15 protein-coding genes and 1 pseudogene are annotated in these 15780 nt (G+C 52.6%); 7 read left to right on the forward strand and 9 right to left on the reverse strand.

Annotated features, from left to right (window positions below; all coding sequences use genetic code 11):
• Positions 1 to 2 precede the first annotated feature (2 nt).
• Positions 3 to 914, forward strand: a complete 912-nt coding sequence (gene gsiD, locus GPJ68_RS08070; RefSeq protein WP_016156084.1) for a glutathione ABC transporter permease GsiD — start codon at positions 3 to 5, stop codon at positions 912 to 914.
• Between the two features lie 56 nt (positions 915 to 970).
• Here gsiD and rimO read toward each other — a convergent pair whose 3' ends face one another.
• Positions 971 to 2296 (reverse strand): 30S ribosomal protein S12 methylthiotransferase RimO, encoded by a 1326-nt coding sequence (gene rimO / locus GPJ68_RS08075; protein ID WP_016152393.1) that lies wholly within the window; start codon positions 2294 to 2296, stop codon positions 971 to 973.
• A 230-nt stretch (positions 2297 to 2526) separates the two neighbouring features.
• Here rimO and bssR point away from each other — a divergent pair, with 230 nt between their 5' ends.
• Positions 2527 to 2910, forward strand: a complete 384-nt coding sequence (bssR, locus tag GPJ68_RS08080) for a biofilm formation regulator BssR (protein ID WP_046274655.1) — start codon at positions 2527 to 2529, stop codon at positions 2908 to 2910.
• Positions 2911 to 3012: 102 nt separating this feature from the next.
• Complete coding sequence (locus tag GPJ68_RS08085; protein ID WP_104651564.1) at positions 3013 to 4110, forward strand: PQQ-dependent sugar dehydrogenase; 1098 nt, start codon at positions 3013 to 3015, stop codon at positions 4108 to 4110.
• A 5-nt stretch (positions 4111 to 4115) separates the two neighbouring features.
• Here GPJ68_RS08085 and GPJ68_RS08090 read toward each other — a convergent pair whose 3' ends face one another.
• Complete coding sequence (locus tag GPJ68_RS08090) at positions 4116 to 4742, reverse strand: glutathione S-transferase family protein (protein ID WP_104651565.1); 627 nt, start codon at positions 4740 to 4742, stop codon at positions 4116 to 4118.
• Between the two features lie 328 nt (positions 4743 to 5070).
• Between GPJ68_RS08090 and dacC the strand changes: the two genes are divergently transcribed.
• The gene (gene dacC, locus GPJ68_RS08095) at positions 5071 to 6273 is read left to right on the forward strand and encodes a serine-type D-Ala-D-Ala carboxypeptidase (protein WP_016156089.1); all 1203 of its coding nucleotides are present in this window, start codon (positions 5071 to 5073) and stop codon (positions 6271 to 6273) included.
• Between the two features lie 45 nt (positions 6274 to 6318).
• Here dacC and deoR read toward each other — a convergent pair whose 3' ends face one another.
• Both deoR and ybjG read right to left on the reverse strand, forming a co-directional pair.
• Positions 6319 to 7077 (reverse strand): DNA-binding transcriptional repressor DeoR, encoded by a 759-nt coding sequence (gene deoR, locus GPJ68_RS08100; RefSeq protein WP_019076372.1) that lies wholly within the window; start codon positions 7075 to 7077, stop codon positions 6319 to 6321.
• Between the two features lie 64 nt (positions 7078 to 7141).
• The gene (ybjG, locus tag GPJ68_RS08105; RefSeq protein ID WP_094168573.1) at positions 7142 to 7750 is read right to left on the reverse strand and encodes an undecaprenyl-diphosphate phosphatase; all 609 of its coding nucleotides are present in this window, start codon (positions 7748 to 7750) and stop codon (positions 7142 to 7144) included.
• 297 nt (positions 7751 to 8047) lie between these two features.
• On the opposite strand from ybjG, the gene GPJ68_RS08110 reads away from it, so the two are divergent.
• On the forward strand, positions 8048 to 9280 hold the full coding sequence (locus GPJ68_RS08110) for an MFS transporter (protein ID WP_047501216.1): 1233 nt from the start codon (positions 8048 to 8050) through the stop codon (positions 9278 to 9280).
• 28 nt (positions 9281 to 9308) lie between these two features.
• Here GPJ68_RS08110 and GPJ68_RS08115 read toward each other — a convergent pair whose 3' ends face one another.
• From GPJ68_RS08115 to GPJ68_RS08125, 3 genes and pseudogenes are all read right to left on the reverse strand, one after another.
• Positions 9309 to 9590: a hypothetical protein gene (locus GPJ68_RS08115; RefSeq protein ID WP_104651566.1), complete on the reverse strand. Its 282-nt coding sequence runs from the start codon at positions 9588 to 9590 to the stop codon at positions 9309 to 9311.
• 106 nt (positions 9591 to 9696) lie between these two features.
• Positions 9697 to 10512 (reverse strand): Cof-type HAD-IIB family hydrolase, encoded by an 816-nt coding sequence (locus GPJ68_RS08120; RefSeq protein WP_075847015.1) that lies wholly within the window; start codon positions 10510 to 10512, stop codon positions 9697 to 9699.
• Positions 10512 to 11720 (reverse strand): annotated as a pseudogene (locus GPJ68_RS08125) (MFS transporter). The gene GPJ68_RS08120 and the pseudogene GPJ68_RS08125 overlap by 1 nt, the downstream one beginning before the upstream one ends.
• Before the next feature lie 85 nt (positions 11721 to 11805).
• On the opposite strand from GPJ68_RS08125, the gene GPJ68_RS08130 reads away from it, so the two are divergent.
• Positions 11806 to 12366: a TetR/AcrR family transcriptional regulator gene (locus tag GPJ68_RS08130; RefSeq protein ID WP_029139468.1), complete on the forward strand. Its 561-nt coding sequence runs from the start codon at positions 11806 to 11808 to the stop codon at positions 12364 to 12366.
• On the opposite strand, the gene GPJ68_RS08135 is transcribed toward GPJ68_RS08130, so the two are convergent.
• Both GPJ68_RS08135 and GPJ68_RS08140 read right to left on the reverse strand, forming a co-directional pair.
• Complete coding sequence (locus GPJ68_RS08135) at positions 12353 to 13150, reverse strand: SDR family NAD(P)-dependent oxidoreductase (RefSeq protein ID WP_104651568.1); 798 nt, start codon at positions 13148 to 13150, stop codon at positions 12353 to 12355. The genes GPJ68_RS08130 and GPJ68_RS08135 overlap by 14 nt on opposite strands.
• Before the next feature lie 271 nt (positions 13151 to 13421).
• Complete coding sequence (locus GPJ68_RS08140; protein WP_016152406.1) at positions 13422 to 15107, reverse strand: aspartate:alanine antiporter; 1686 nt, start codon at positions 15105 to 15107, stop codon at positions 13422 to 13424.
• A gap of 269 nt (positions 15108 to 15376) precedes the next feature.
• Between GPJ68_RS08140 and GPJ68_RS08145 the strand changes: the two genes are divergently transcribed.
• A complete protein-coding gene (locus GPJ68_RS08145; protein WP_016152407.1) occupies positions 15377 to 15757 on the forward strand; it encodes an inner membrane protein YbjM in 381 nt (126 codons plus the stop codon).
• Positions 15758 to 15780: the final 23 nt, after the last annotated feature.

Here is a 15780-nt window from a genome sequence, read left to right on the forward strand (position 1 = left end):
GGATGCGATTTTTTAACTGGCGCCGACAGGCGATTTTAAATGCGATGCCCCTTGTTAAGCCTGAGCAGATACGCACGCCGTGGCATGAATTCTGGCGTCGTTTCCGTCGCCAGCGCATGGCGATGTTAGCGGGGTTATTTGTCGTGCTGCTGATAATGGTGGCGATTTTTGCTCGCTGGTTAACGCCATTTGATGCCGAGAATTACTTCGATTATGACCGTCTGAATGACGGACCGTCGATGCTGCACTGGTTCGGCGTTGACTCGCTGGGGCGGGATATTTTTAGCCGCGTGCTGGTGGGGGCGCAAATCTCGCTGGCGGCGGGGGTCTTTGCCGTATTTATTGGCGCAGCGATTGGCACCGTGCTGGGTCTGCTGGCGGGATACTACGAAGGCTGGTGGGATCGACTGATTATGCGTATCTGCGATGTGCTGTTCGCCTTTCCGGGTATTTTGCTGGCGATAGCCGTGGTCGCTGTGCTGGGCAGCGGCATTGCAAACGTGATTATTGCCGTGGCCATTTTCTCCATTCCGGCCTTCGCGCGGCTGGTGCGCGCAAATACGCTGGTGCTAAAGCAGCAGACCTTTATTGAATCCGCGCGCAGTATTGGCGCCAGCGATGCGACCATCATCTTCAACCATATCTTGCCGGGTACGGTTTCATCGATCGTGGTCTTTTTTACCATGCGTATTGGCACGTCGATTATCTCTGCCGCGAGCCTGTCATTTCTGGGATTGGGTGCGCAGCCGCCGACCCCGGAGTGGGGGGCAATGCTCAATGAAGCCCGCGCTGATATGGTGATCGCGCCGCACGTGGCGATTTTCCCGGCGGTGGCGATATTCCTGACGGTACTGGCGTTTAACTTACTCGGAGATGGTCTGCGCGACGCGCTGGACCCGAAAATTAAAGGATAAATCACAGGCCGGATAAGACGTAACGCTTATCCGGCCTACAGTTGGGTTGCGCTTATTTAAACGCGGGTGCCCCACAGATCGTATTCATCAGCGTTTTCGACCTTCACGCGGATGATATCGCCAGGTTTCACCTTGGTTTCGCCATTCAGGTATACCGCGCCGTCGATTTCCGGGGCGTCAGCCATGCTGCGGCCAATCGCGCCTTCTTCGTCAACTTCATCAACGATAACCAGAATTTCGCGGCCCACTTTTTCCTGCAAACGTTCAGCGGAGATTTGCTGTTGCAATTGCATAAAGCGGTTCCAGCGTTCCTCTTTCACCTCTTCCGGGATTTGGTCCGGCAGGTCATTGGCGCCAGCGCCTTCTACCGGGCTGTATTTAAAGCAGCCCACGCGGTCCAGACGCGCTTCCTTCAGGAAGTCGAGCAGCATCTGGAAGTCTTCTTCCGTTTCACCCGGGAAACCGACAATGAAGGTTGAGCGCAGCGTCAGTTCAGGGCAGATTTCACGCCACTGCTTGATGCGTGCCAGTTGTCTGTCCACGGAGCCTGGGCGTTTCATCAGCTTAAGAATACGCGGGCTGGCATGTTGCAGCGGGATGTCCAGATACGGCAGGATTTTCCCTTCCGCCATCAGTGGGATCACGTCATCAACGTGCGGATAGGGATAGACGTAATGCAGACGAGTCCAGATCCCCAGTTTTGATAACTGCTCGCACAGATCAACCATGCTGGTTTTGACCGGCTCGCCGTTATGGAAACCGGTGCGATGCTTCACATCCACGCCGTACGCGGAGGTATCCTGAGAAATGACCAGTATCTCTTTCACGCCCGCATCCACCAGACGTTTGGCTTCGCTGAGGACGTCGCCAATCGGACGGCTCACCAGATCGCCACGCATCGACGGAATAATGCAGAACGTGCAGCGGTGGTTGCAGCCTTCAGAAATTTTCAGATAGGCATAATGACGCGGAGTGAGCTTGACGCCCTGTTCAGGAACCAGACTCAGGAACGGGTTGTGCTTTGGTTTGGGCACATAGTGGTGAACGTGCTCCAGAACCTGTTCGTAGCTATGCGGCCCGGTGATTTCCAGCACCTTCGGGTGGACTTCACGGATCTGATCGACTTTCGCGCCCAGACAGCCGGTGACGATCACCTTGCCGTTTTCGTTCAGCGCTTCGCCGATTGCTTCCAGCGACTCCTGAACCGCGCTGTCGATAAAGCCACAGGTGTTAACGATAACCATATCCGCGTCGTCGTAGCTTGGCACAACATCATAGCCTTCGGTACGAAGTTCGGTCAGGATGCGTTCAGAATCGACGAGGTTTTTCGGGCAGCCGAGGGAGACAAAGCCGATTTTCGGCTGGTGGGTTACATTGCTCATAGCGTAAAAATTGTTCAGTTATTGGAATATTCAGGGCACGGATTCTACAGAGTTCTGAATAAAAATTGTATCGCAATCTCATACCATCAGTGGCCACGCCCGGCGTGGAATTAAAGATTATTTGTAAATTGTGTTAATTTTCGGTGATGGATTGATCCTGGACACGACTTTGTTCAAAAAATGACCATACTATTAAGTTGCACCATAGTTGGAAAGAGGAGGAACAAAGTATGGTTGTTGACAGACTGAGAACCGATCTTCTCAACAAATTGATAAACGCCCGTGTCGAACTTGCCGCTTATCTGCTGTTGAGAAAAGCGAAAGGCTACATGTCAGTCAGCGAGAGCGATCGTCTGCGTGATAATTTTTTTGCACTGAATCGCGAATTGCACGAGCAATCACAGCCTCACGGTATGCATCTTGATCAGGAAGAGTGGAATGCCCTTCATCGTGCTGAAGGGGCGTTAGCCGCCGCCGCTGTTTGTCTTATGAGTGGACATCACGATTGTCCAACTTTTATCGCCGTTAACGCAGAGAAACTGGAAAACTGCCTGACAACGCTGACGCTAAGTATCCAGTGTTTGCAATCTTATTCAACGCTGGAACACGTCTGAATCAGGGGGAGGGCGCTCCCCCTTTTCGTTAAGATTATGTAAATGTGGCGGGATAATTCCCCTTGCTGGCTACGCTTTATGCAGAGCCATTAAGGAGGTGTTATGCGTCGACTCTTTCTCTGTGCTGTCCCACTCGCGCTATTTTCCTCTTATCCCGCCGCGGTAGAGGTGGAAGTGCTGCAAACGAAACTCGATCATCCGTGGTCGCTGGCGTTTTTACCCGACAATCGCGGTATGCTCATTACGCTCAAAGGCGGCCAGCTTCGCCTTTGGCAGTCAGGGAAGGGGCTTTCCGACCCGCTGACCGGCGTACCCAAAGTCTGGGCGAATGGTCAGGGGGGATTGCTTGATGTGGCATTAGCACCGGATTTTAAACAATCTCGCCGGGTGTGGCTTAGCTTTGCTGAAGCTGACAGTGAAGGTAACGCCGGGACAGCGGTTGGTTACGGACGACTGAGCGACGATCTCAAACATCTGCAAGGGTTCCAGACCATTTTTCGCCAACAGCCGAAGCTCTCCAGCGGAAACCATTTTGGCGGACGTATGGTTTTTGATGGCAACGGTTATCTGTTTATTGGCCTTGGTGAAAACAATCAACGTTCTACCGCACAGGATCTGGATAAGCTGCAGGGCAAGGTCGTACGACTGACCGATGAGGGAAAAATTCCGCCGGATAATCCGTTTGTGAAGAGGGCTGGAGCGCGGGCAGAGATTTGGTCATATGGTATCCGCAACCCGCAGGGGATGGCGATGAATCCCTGGAGCGATACGCTGTGGCTCAATGAACATGGTCCACGCGGGGGCGATGAAATCAATATCCCGGGGAAAGGGAAAAACTACGGCTGGCCGCTTGCGACCTGGGGCGTTAACTACAGTGGTCTTAAAATTCCCGAAGCAAAAGGCCCAATTGTTGCTGGTACAGAGCAACCCATCTTTTACTGGGAAAAGTCACCGGCGGTCAGCGGAATGGCTTTTTATAATAGCGATACCTTCCCACAGTGGCGGCAGAAGTTGTTCATTGGCGCGTTGAAAGATAAAGAAGTGATCGTGCTGAGCGTCAAAGGGAATGCCGTCACCGAAGAGGGGCGTCTGTTGCAGGAAAGAGGGCAACGGATCCGTGATGTGCGCGTCGGACCAGACGGGTACTTATACGTACTAACCGACGAGTCCGACGGGGAATTACTGAAAGTGAGTCCCTGATTTAGTTAGCTGACCGGGATCATCACGACTTTTTGAAACGCCGGACGTTCGGTCAGTTGCTGATACCAGTGCTCCAGATGTGGGCACGGGGTCCAGCTCAGGCCAACGTTGAACAGGTTATAGATAAACGGCGCAACGGCGATATCGGCAGTGCCAAATTCAGCCCCGGAGAACCATGGCTGGTCCGCCAGCGCGTTATCCAGAATGGCAAACAGGTTATCGCACACCTGACTACCCGCCTCGATTGCCGCCATGTCGCGTTTCTCGGCAGGGGTTCTGACCAGGCCAAACAAGATAACCCGATGCGCAGGGCTCAGCGTCTGGTTTGCCCAGTCCATCCATTTTTCACCGACGGCGCGCGCGGCCGGGGCGTCAATCCACAAACGCTTTTGTCCGTACTGAGCTGCCAGATAGCGGACAATGGTATTGGATTCCCACAGAACAACGTCCGTTTCATCATCACGTAGCAGCGGGACCAGTCCGTTCGGGTTGAGTGCCAGATAGTCGGCATCGCGGTTACCGCCATGCTGTCCGCCCGCCAGAATTTGGTTATACGGCAGTTCAAGTTCCTCGAGCGTCCACAATACTTTTTTTACGTTGGTCGAGTTATTGCGACCCCACAGTGTAATCATAGTAACCCCGCAAATTAATTGAGCAGCTTTATGGCTGCAGATGCCATCTGACTAGCCCACATGGTGGGGTAAACCTAATATTTACGCAACAAAGTCTAAAAAAATCGTGCCAGGAGCAGCGCAGCGCGGTGTTATTGCATAAACTTTAAAAACTTTACCAACTTACGGTTTCTTTAAGCTCGTTAGTGCGTTATTACTCACCGCACTTATTTTACACGTCATCCATCAGACCTTTTCTGCATGGGTTGGCCAGGGTCGCCTGGCTGGTTTTGTGTAAACACGGTGTGGTATGACGTGGTTTTTTGGAATGGATACTCGGGTGGCATTTATGACGCAATACTTCTCTTCACTTCGCAGCTTTGCTGCAGGTTCTGCACTCTTAATCCTTTTGGCGCCGAGCGTACAGGCGGCGGAGCAACCAACGGCCCCACCGAGCGTCGACGCGCGCGCGTGGATCCTAATGGATTACGCCAGCGGTAAGGTTCTGGCGGAAGGTAATGCTGATGAGAAACTGGATCCTGCCAGTCTGACCAAGATCATGACCAGCTATGTAGTCGGTCAGGCGCTGAAGGCCGGGAAAATTAACCTCAACGATATGGTCACCGTGGGCAAAGACGCCTGGGCGACAGGTAATCCGGCCCTGCGCGGTTCGTCGGTTATGTTCCTCAAACCTGGCGATCAGGTTGCAGTGTCCGATCTGAACAAAGGCGTTATCATCCAGTCTGGTAACGATGCCTGTATCGCACTGGCTGATTACGTTGCCGGCAGCCAGGAATCCTTCATTGGTCTGATGAACGGCTACGCGAAAAAACTGGGGCTGACCAATACCACTTTCCAGACCGTGCATGGCCTGGATGCGGCAGGACAGTTCAGTACCGCACGTGATATGGCCCTGCTCGGGAAGGCGCTAATCCACGATGTACCGGAAGAGTACGCTATCCACAAAGAGAAAGAATTTACCTTTAATAAAATCCGCCAGCCGAACCGCAACCGTTTGTTGTGGAGCACCAACCTGAACGTGGACGGTATGAAAACCGGTACCACGGCTGGGGCGGGATACAACCTGGTCGCTTCCGCGACCCAGGGGGATATGCGCTTGATCTCCGTGGTGTTGGGGGCGAAAACCGACCGCATTCGTTTTAATGAGTCAGAAAAGCTGCTGACCTGGGGCTTCCGCTTCTTTGAAACCGTTACGCCGATTAAACCGGATGCCACTTTCGTGACGCAGCGCGTCTGGTTTGGCGATAAGAGTGAAGTTAATTTGGGCGCCGGAGAAGCGGGCTCGGTGACTATCCCGCGTGGTCAGCTCAAAAACCTGAAGGCCAGCTTTACCCTGACCGAACCACAGTTAACCGCGCCGCTGAAGAAAGGCCAGGTTGTGGGGACTATCGACTTCCAGTTGAACGGGAAATCCATCGAGCAGCGTCCACTGATGGTGATGGAGGCCGTGGAAGAGGGGGGATTCTTTAGTCGCATGTGGGACTTTGTGATGATGAAATTCCACCAGTGGTTTGGCGGCTGGTTCTCTTAAGCTTAGCGTTTGCCGGATGACGCTATCGCCATCCGGCAGTATCGCTTAATACATCAGTTTGATACGTTGCGCTTTCGCGTACTCAACAAACGCCTCGTCAGGACGGCTATCGCTGACGATGGTATTAAAGCGTTTTACTTCACCCATCCGCGCAGGACGCACCTTACCAAATTTGCTGTGATCGACCACCAGCACGTGATGCTGCGCCATCGACATCGCCCAGTGTTTCACCGGTAGCTCTTCCAGGTTAAAACAGGTCGCGCCTTTCTCAATATGAACGCCAGCTGCGGAATAAAAAGCGATATCCGGGCACAGGTTGTTCAGCGTTTCCTGGAAATCAAGCGGTTTGAAAATTGCGTTGCTGGCATGGAATTCGCCACCACACAGAATGACGCGGCACTGCGGTTTTTCCTGCAGCACCAGAAACGTATTCAGCGAGTAGCAGATTGCGGTGAAAGGCAATTCATTGTCGATAGCCTCAATGATCCACGGCGTGGTGGTACCACAGTCGAAAAAGATAGTCTGATGTGCCTGCACGAGGCTTGCCGCCATCTGGGCGGCACGGCGCTTTTCATCAACCAGTCGGGATTTTTGATCGCTGATTAAATAGTGATTGGCGCTGCGGGGTTCCAGAACAATATAGCCCCCGAGCAAGACGACGGGAGCATCGTGATTATTCAGGTCGCGACGAATGGTCATCTCAGATACGCCCAGCAGCGTCGCGGCTTCTTTGAGGTGTAATTTATCGCTGCGTTTCAGCGCCTGCAGTAATTGACCAATACGCTCGTCGCGTCGAGTTTCCATAGTTCCCCTGGAGAGTAGAATAAGTGCTCAGTATCGCGCTTAATACTACTCTTTTTACCGTGGGTTAGTCACGCACCCAGCCTTTACGGATGGGCAGAGCGAAGCAGGCGCGATAGCCATTTTGCAAGCCGAGGTACAGGGGCGTGCCAAACCGCTGCCAGATCATCTGGGCGCTCAGGCAGCCAATCAGCCCGACGAGTAATCCTCCCAGCATATCCAGCGGCCAGTGTACGCCAAGGTAGACCCGCGACCAGGCAATCGCCACAGCAACGACCATCAGCAGAGCGCCCGTCCACAGGCGATGCCAGAACAGGAAAGCCAGTGCAAAGGTAAAGATAACCGTACCGTGATCGCTCGGGAAAGAGTCATCCGCCGCATGATGCAGGAAGTTGTAACCGATGTGGTTAACAAACGGACGATCGTGAGGGAACAGATGCCCCATCAGCCATGAAATCGTCAGACCGACGATCAGCGCAATCGCCATTTTTATAACTAACTGGCGCTGGAGAGTAACCTGGGCCCGCGGCCCCCAAAGCCAAAGCACAACGGCTAACAGCGGTACGATGTTAATCAGGTCTTTGGCAATAAAAATGGCAAGCGATATCATCCATTGCGCAGAGTCCGGCGTGGCATTGATGAGATAAAAAAGTGAGTTGTTCAGATTTTCCAGCATAACGTCCAGACTCAGTGTAATCGTTAAAAAGGCCCATGAGGGGAGAGCATAAAATTGCTTTCACGGGATAAAAAGCGGTCTTGTCTTATTTGTCTGTTAAATGACTATTTTTCAGACAATTAATGAGACTTATTGAACATGATAGCGGTCTCAACTTAAATTAACCTTAACGCAAAATGTTCCTGAGCAAATGAGTGTAAAAATGTGCGCAATTTGCTTTCAAATCACATAATTCACTATCACCAGTACGGCGCATTTATTACACTTTGCGCGATTTTTCTATAGTTAAGAGACTGCATGCAGAACCGTTTATCTTCAGGCGCCCGTTTGGGGCGTCAGGCATTACTTTTCCCTCTCTGTCTGGTGCTTTACGAATTCTCTACTTATATCGGCAACGATATGATCCAGCCCGGAATGTTGGCGGTGGTGGAGCAATATAATGCCGGATTAGATTGGGTGCCCACATCCATGACCGCCTATCTGGCTGGCGGCATGTTTTTGCAGTGGTTATTAGGACCGCTGTCGGATCGAATTGGACGTCGCCCGGTGATGTTAACCGGCGTGCTCTGGTTCATTGTGACCTGCCTTGCAACCCTGCTTGCGCAGAATATTGAGCAATTTACCTTCCTGCGTTTTTTACAAGGGATAAGCCTGTGCTTTATTGGCGCGGTGGGTTACGCCGCAATTCAGGAATCCTTTGAAGAAGCGGTGTGCATAAAAATTACCGCGCTGATGGCAAACGTAGCGTTGATTGCGCCCCTGCTGGGGCCGTTGGTCGGTGCAGCCTGGGTACATGTTCTGCCGTGGGAAGGGATGTTTATCCTGTTTGCCGCCCTGGCCGCCATCTCTTTTTTTGGTCTGCAACGCGCGATGCCGGAGACGGCAACCCGGCTTGGTGAAAAGCTGTCGATTAAAGAGCTGGGCAAAGATTATAAGCTGGTGCTGAGGAACGTGCGCTTCGTTGCAGGCGCGCTGGCATTGGGTTTTGTCAGCCTGCCGTTACTGGCGTGGATTGCGCAGTCCCCGATTATTATCATCAGCGGTGAACATCTCAGCAGTTACGAATATGGCCTGTTGCAGGTGCCGATTTTTGGCGCGTTGATTGCCGGTAACCTGGTACTGGCGCGCCTGACCTCGCGAAAAACCGTACGTTCGCTGATTATCATGGGCGGCTGGCCAATCGCCGTCGGGCTGGTGATTGCCGCTGCGGCCACGGTGGTGTCATCCCATGCGTATCTATGGATGACGGCGGGTTTAAGCATCTATGCGTTTGGTATTGGCGTGGCGAATGCTGGACTGGTACGTCTCACGCTGTTTGCCAGTGAAATGAGTAAGGGCACGGTTTCTGCCGCAATGGGTATGTTGCAGATGCTGATTTTTACCGTCGGTATTGAGCTGAGTAAACACGCTTATCTGCTCGGAGGAAACGGCTTGTTCAGCCTGTTCAATCTGGCAAGCGGCGTACTGTGGGTGATTCTGATGGTTATCTTCCTGAAAGATAAACGGGTAGGGGATTCACGGGAAGGTTAAAGCCCGGTTGCCCGGGCCAGGCAAAAACTTAGTGGTGATCGTCAATCTGGTGTTCGATGATCATTCCTTCACCGACGCTTGCAACATGTCGCGCATAAGGATGTGCGCGATAGACTGGGGCCGGGGCAGGCGCCGGAGCAACATACACCGTTTGTGGCGCGGTGGTAACGCTGACCGCTTGCGGAACGCTGACGGAAGAGGGCACTACCACCACCTTATAACCGCTTGGTACATCAACGGTAACGCTTTGCGCAAATGTTTTCCCCGCAAAACCCAGTAACAATGTCGCTATCAGTACACTTTTCTTCATAATCCGCTCGTCTGAATATTCACTGGAGGTAATAATCCAGCGGGTTAATTTGAGGCGGATTATGAATAGATCATGCCATCATTTTGTTGCCGTCTGTGCTGAGACGTTATTGCGTAAACGGTGCTTCATTCTTTAACACGCGGTCGATAATATCCAGCACGCCCTCTTCGTTGTTCGACCCTGCGCGATATTTTGCCGCCTGGATAACCGGCTCATGGGCGTTCGCCATTGCAAAACTAAATCCTGCCTGACGCAGCATCTCAATATCATTGCCGCCATCGCCAAACACAACAACCTCATCGTCGGTAATATTCCAGCGTTGTTGCAGCAGACGCAGACCGTTTGCCTTATGCACACCGGGTATAATTAAATCGATGCTGCCGTAGCCGGTATGTACCGGCACCATAATGTCGCCAATCGCCTCATGGAGGTCAGCCTGCACCCGGGGGATACGATCGTCTGAAATATTTAGCCCGAACTTGAAAAAAACGTCATTGAGGTTGTCAAAATTATCCACAAATTCAAGACGATGATAATACATGGCGGAGACCGTCTTATGCTCATCGCTGTACCGCTTCAGGGTATAGGCGCTGTTTTTACCGCAGGCGATAATATCGATGTCCGTACGGGTCAGCAGATGTTCCACGATGGCCTGGAAATCGTCTTTTGCCAGCTCACCGTTAAAGACATCTTCCCCTTCACTGACCACCCATCCGCCGTTTTCGGCGACAAATGAGATTTCACTGGCCAGTTCAGGGAAAAAGGAGATGAGCTGGTAATACTGGTTGCCGCTGGCGACCACAAAGCGGATCCCTTGTTCTTTCATCTGGCGGTATTGCGCCATAAAGCGCTCACGATTATAGGTTTTTTGGTCGCTTAAAAATGTGCCGTCCATGTCGACTGCAATCAGTTTGATACGCATTAGCTGTTCTCCATCACAGTGGTGTTTTTGAGATCCGGTTTTGCCACCGCTTTCGCGACGATGGCGGCGACAAGCACCAGCGCCAGCACCACCAGCATAGCGCTACGCAGGCCGTAGTGTTCACCCAGGTAGCCCAGCAGCGGTGGTCCAACCAGGAACGCCAGATAGCCGGTAGTGGCGACAACGCTGACGCGGGTTGGCGCATCGGGGCCGGTGTCGCTGGCAGCCGAAATGGTCAGTGGGAAGCCCAGTGATGCGCCGAGTCCCCACAGAATAACGGAAACACCCGCCACCCAAGTGCTGTCGACAAAAATAATCAGGCTAATCCCAAGAGCCCCCATAAGCGCACTGGCGCGTACTACCGCGACGCGGCTGTAGCGGTCGATGAACCAGCCGCCAGTAAATCGTCCAACGGTCATACCCAGCGTAAATCCGGCATAAATCAGCGAGCCTGATGTCGGGCTAAATCCATGTCCGTCCACCATCAGCAGCGGAAGCCAGTCGTTGGCGGAACCTTCAGCAAATGCCATTGCGAGCACCACGACGCCAATCAGCAATAGCTGAATATCGCGATAAAAAGGCAGTCCTTTTTCGCTGGAGTGAGACCCGTCAGCGGCATTTTTACCCGTGCCGTCAGGAATGGCTTTGATGGCGATGAAGATAGGGGTGATAGCCACCATCGCCGCCAGCAAGATATGCGCGGTCGCCGGTACGCTGAAGGCGGTAAGCATCATCCCGACTCCGGCACCCGCCAGCGTTCCCAGGCTGTAAAAACCGTGCATCATCGGCAGTACGGTTTTATTCATTTCGCGCTCAACAGCCGCACCTTCGACGTTGATAGCAACTTCTGCTGCGCCAAAGCTGGCGCCGAACACGCCCAGACCAAATGCGAAAAGCCATGCGGAATGCAGCCAGAGCGCCACGCTGAGGAGTGCCATTCCGAGGACTGCGCAAGACATGGTGGTGCGGATCACTTTACGTGTGCCAAATCGTTTCACCAGCTAGGCCGAACAAAGAATGCCACTCATCGAACCAATTGAGAGTCCAAACAGCACCGCGCCCATTTCGGCGGTTGAGATGGAGAGGATATCTCTGATGGCAGGGGTACGCGTTGCCCAGGAGGCCATTAATAATCCTGGTAAAAAGAAGAACGTGAACAGTGCCCAGGTGCGACGTCTTAAGGCTTTGCGTGATGAGATGCCAGTCATGAATTCGAGCCAAAGAAAAGAGGAAAGAAGACAACCTTAACAAGGTTGTGTACATTTGTACACAAATGCAAGAAGAGGTAATGCAGTGCGACGTGCGAACGATCCGCAGCGGCGGGAAAAAATAGTTCAGGCGACTCTGGATGCGGTAATAGCCCATGGTATTCATGCGGTTACACATCGAAAGATTGCGACAATTGCTCAGGTGCCCTTGGGTTCTATGACCTATTACTTTTCGGGAATTGATGAGCTTTTAATGGAGGCGTTTGACCGTTTTACTGACAGGATGATGCTGCAGTATCAGGCTTTTTTTGCCGACGTTGCGGATGCGTCGCAGGCTTGCCATGCGATTACCGATATGATTTACAGCTCCCAGGTCACGACACCCGATAACATGGAACTCATGTATCAGCTGTATGCCTTCGCCAGCCGTAAACCGGCACTAAAAACGGTGATGCAAAACTGGATGTTACGCAGCCAACAAACGCTGGAGCAGTGGTTTGCTCCGGTTACGGCGCGGGCGCTGGATGCGTTTATTGAAGGGATGACGCTGCATTTTGTCACGGACAAAAAGCCGCTGCGGCGAGAAGATATCTTGCTGATGGTGGAGCGTATTGCGGGGTTGCCCGCAACGGTCAGTTGTGCGTAGCGCCGCCGGTAATATTCACCACCGTTGCGGTGATTGCTCCGGCATGGTCTGAAGCCAGAAAGGTCATTACCTCTGCGATTTGTGCAAGCGTAGGCAGACGCCCAAGCATGGTACTTTGCGCCGCACCAGCTAACCATTGTGCGACGGTAATACCCATTGACTGCGCTTTAGTGGTAAAAATTTCCCCGGTATAGGAACCGGCCTGAACGGCATCCACAATCGCATGCGAGCGCACGCCGACGACCCGAATATTCGCCGGCCCCAGTTCGCTGGCAAGCGCTTTAATAAAGGCCTCTGTTCCCGCACAGCCGACGATGTGTCCCAGATGTCCAGGCATCGCCATCGGGGCCGCGGGCGCAACAACGGTGAGAATGACGCCCGCACGATTGCCGCCCATGTGTGGTGTTATGGCTTTTGCGATATTGAACTGCGCCGAGAGGAAAGGGGTGATACCGCTCATAAACTCAGAAAGGGATAACGCCTCGATGCGTTTGCCTTGTTCATGCCTAAAGCCGGTTGCGTTAACCACCACATCTATTCCACCGGTTTGCTGCGCAAGGTGAGTAACTTGTTTTGAGGTACCGTATTCGTCGAGGACATCGGTGACAAAGGTTTCGACGGCACCGCCCGCGGTTCGAATGCTACTGGCCGCCCAATCCAGCTTTTCCTGACTGCGCGCGCCCAGATACACATGAGCGCCTTCACGCGCCATAGCATGCGCAACTGCACTGCCTATAGCGCCGCTGCCACCGAAAATTACCGCGACTTTGCCTGCGAGTAACATAGCAACCACCTATTACCATTTAGCTCTGACTAAAAGTATGTGTCATAACCAGCATGCTGCAAATGTGACAGAGAGTTTCGGGGGGAGGGAGTCAGCGATCGCAAAATTCAGGCAACAAAAAACCCATCAACCTTGAACCAAAACGGCGGGGTTGATGGGCTCCACAAATTGGGGACATCAAAGAAAAGCAGTGGCAATAGTTATGACTGACGTCTTGAAGAAAAGTTCTGCTTACCTGCAAAAAATTTTCGTTTAAGAGTAAATTTCAGCGCTAACCAAGCCCAGGCCAGACAATGACGATGAGTGTCCCCGCTAATGTCAGCAGTACGTTGGCAATTGCGTAGGTCCCGGCATAGCCTAATGCGGGGATGTTGCTGCGTGCCGTATCGCTGATGATTTCCATTGCCGGAGCGCAGGTACGCGCGCCCATCATGGCGCCAAAAAGCAGGGCGCGGTTCATGCGCAATACGTAAGCACCGAATAAGAAACAGATGACAACCGGCACCAGGCTGACAACCAGGCCGGCAATCAGCATTTGCCCACCCACGGCGCCAAGGCCATTGCCAATGCCGCTGCCCGCGCTTAAACCGACGCCTGCCATAAATACCATCAGGCCAAACTCTTTGACCATGTTCAGCGCCCCCTGTGGGATATAGCCAAACGTTGGATGGTTGGCACGCAGGAAGCCCAGCATGATCCCGGCGAACAGCAGTCCAGCCGCATTCCCGATGCCGAAGCTGAAATTACTGAACTGGAAGGTGATCATCCCGATCATCAGACCGATGATAAAGAAGGCGCAGAAGGCCAGCAGATCGGTCACCTGACTGTGAATGGAAATGAAGCCGATACGATCGGCAATGGTTTTGACGCGGCGAGCATCCCCACTGACCTGCAGCACGTCGCCTTTATTAAGCACGACGTTGTCATCGATAGGCATTTCAATCTGGCTACGGATCACGCGGTTGAGAAAACAGCCGTGATCGGTCAGCTTTAACTGGGCCAGGCGGCGGCCAACGGCATTGTGGTTTTTCACCACAATCTCTTCAGTGACGATGCGCATATCGAGCAGATCGCGATCGAACACCTCTTTACCATTACGGAAACTGGGATCGAGGCGGGCATGCGCATCCGGATAACCCACCAGGGCTATCTCATCACCCATTTGCAGTACCGCGTCGCCATCCGGATTGGCCAGAATGCCGTTGCGACGGATGCGTTCAATGTAACAACCGGTCTGGCGATAGATACCCAGCTCGCGCAGATTTTTGCCATCGGCCCATGCCACCAGTTCCGGGCCAACGCGATAGGCACGAATTACCGGCAGATAAACCTTACGGTTGGCATCAGTGTCCAGACCTCGTTCACGTGCGATTTGTTGGGCGCTGGTTTGCAGATCCTGATGCTGAAGTTTCGGCAGGTAGCGCGCGCCAACAATCAGACTGACCAAACCAATCAAATAGGTGAGCGCATAACCGAGGCTCAGGTTATCGAGGGCGGTTGAAAGCGATGTCCCCGACATTCCGGAATGGCGCAAGGTGTCACCCGCGCCGACCAGCACCGGCGTTGAGGTCATCGAGCCGGCCAGCATACCTGCCGTCAGGCCGATGTCCCAGCCAAATAGCTTACCCAGCCCCAGGGCGATCAGCATGGCGCTGCCGACCATCACCAGAGCAAGCATTAGATAATTTTTCCCATCGCGAAAAAAAATCGAAAAAAAGTTGGGACCGGCTTCGACGCCGACACAAAAAATAAACAGCATAAAGCCGAGATTTAATGCATCGGTGTTAATACTAAAGTGCTGTTGACCTAATAATAGGGACACCACTAAAACGCCAATGGAATTACCGAGTTGGACTGAACCCAGACGTAATTTACCCAGACACAGGCCCAGTGCCAGGACCACAAATAATAACAGGATGTAATTCCCATTTAACAAATCTGCGACGTTTATATTCACGGAGACTAACTTCTTGTTTACTAGTAAGCTATTGAAAGAAATGGCAATTTACGCTAATGTTTTTGCCAGAAATTAAGGGGCGACAACTTCGTACACAGCCCCGAATAATGCAGCATAACAATATATGCGGTTAGTTTAATCTCATTACGTATCAACGGCTATAAGAATCGTGTGAGTGTGTTTTTGGCATGGAATGCCTGGTTACTTTATCTGACTGGACGCCTGCGGGCGAAAAGAGTGTTCGATAGAGAATGTGTCAGGAGGAACAATTGAAACATAAGCAAAGTTGGGCGGGTGCGGTCTGCTGCTTTGTGCTCTTTATTGTGGTGTGTCTTTCATTAACGCTGAACGTGAAAGGGGCATTCAGAGCGGCAGGGCATCCTGAGGTCGGATTGTTGTTTTTTATCCTGCCTGGTGCTGCAGCAAGCTTTTTCTCCCATCGTCGGGAGGTGCTCAAACCCCTTCTTGGTGCCATGTTGGCAGCGCCGTGCTGTCTGTTACTGATGCGGTTCGTTTTTATGCCGACGCGTTCATTGTGGCAAGAGCTGGCGTGGTTGTTTAGTGCGGTGTTTTGGTGCGCGCTTGGCGCATTGTGTTTTTTGTTTATCAGCAACTTGTTCAATCAGCATCATCGACGGAAAAAGAACTGAAGACGCCCTCCAGCGGAGGGCGT

It is taken from the genome of Citrobacter sp. 172116965, from assembly GCF_013458095.1.
GTDB lineage: Bacteria > Pseudomonadota > Gammaproteobacteria > Enterobacterales > Enterobacteriaceae > Citrobacter > Citrobacter braakii.

Excerpts from the sequence above, each read along its gene's own strand:
- gsiD (WP_016156084.1), top strand. The coding sequence starts at position 3 with ATGCGATTTTTTAACTGGCGCCGACAGGCGATTTTAAATGCGATGCCC.
- rimO (WP_016152393.1), bottom strand. The coding sequence starts at position 2,296 with ATGAGCAATGTAACCCACCAGCCGAAAATCGGCTTTGTCTCCCTCGGC.
- bssR (WP_046274655.1), top strand. The coding sequence starts at position 2,527 with ATGGTTGTTGACAGACTGAGAACCGATCTTCTCAACAAATTGATAAAC.
- GPJ68_RS08085 (WP_104651564.1), top strand. The coding sequence starts at position 3,013 with ATGCGTCGACTCTTTCTCTGTGCTGTCCCACTCGCGCTATTTTCCTCT.
- GPJ68_RS08090 (WP_104651565.1), bottom strand. The coding sequence starts at position 4,742 with ATGATTACACTGTGGGGTCGCAATAACTCGACCAACGTAAAAAAAGTA.
- dacC (WP_016156089.1), top strand. The coding sequence starts at position 5,071 with ATGACGCAATACTTCTCTTCACTTCGCAGCTTTGCTGCAGGTTCTGCA.
- deoR (WP_019076372.1), bottom strand. The coding sequence starts at position 7,077 with ATGGAAACTCGACGCGACGAGCGTATTGGTCAATTACTGCAGGCGCTG.
- ybjG (WP_094168573.1), bottom strand. The coding sequence starts at position 7,750 with ATGCTGGAAAATCTGAACAACTCACTTTTTTATCTCATCAATGCCACG.
- GPJ68_RS08110 (WP_047501216.1), top strand. The coding sequence starts at position 8,048 with ATGCAGAACCGTTTATCTTCAGGCGCCCGTTTGGGGCGTCAGGCATTA.
- GPJ68_RS08115 (WP_104651566.1), bottom strand. The coding sequence starts at position 9,590 with ATGAAGAAAAGTGTACTGATAGCGACATTGTTACTGGGTTTTGCGGGG.
- GPJ68_RS08120 (WP_075847015.1), bottom strand. The coding sequence starts at position 10,512 with ATGCGTATCAAACTGATTGCAGTCGACATGGACGGCACATTTTTAAGC.
- GPJ68_RS08135 (WP_104651568.1), bottom strand. The coding sequence starts at position 13,150 with ATGTTACTCGCAGGCAAAGTCGCGGTAATTTTCGGTGGCAGCGGCGCT.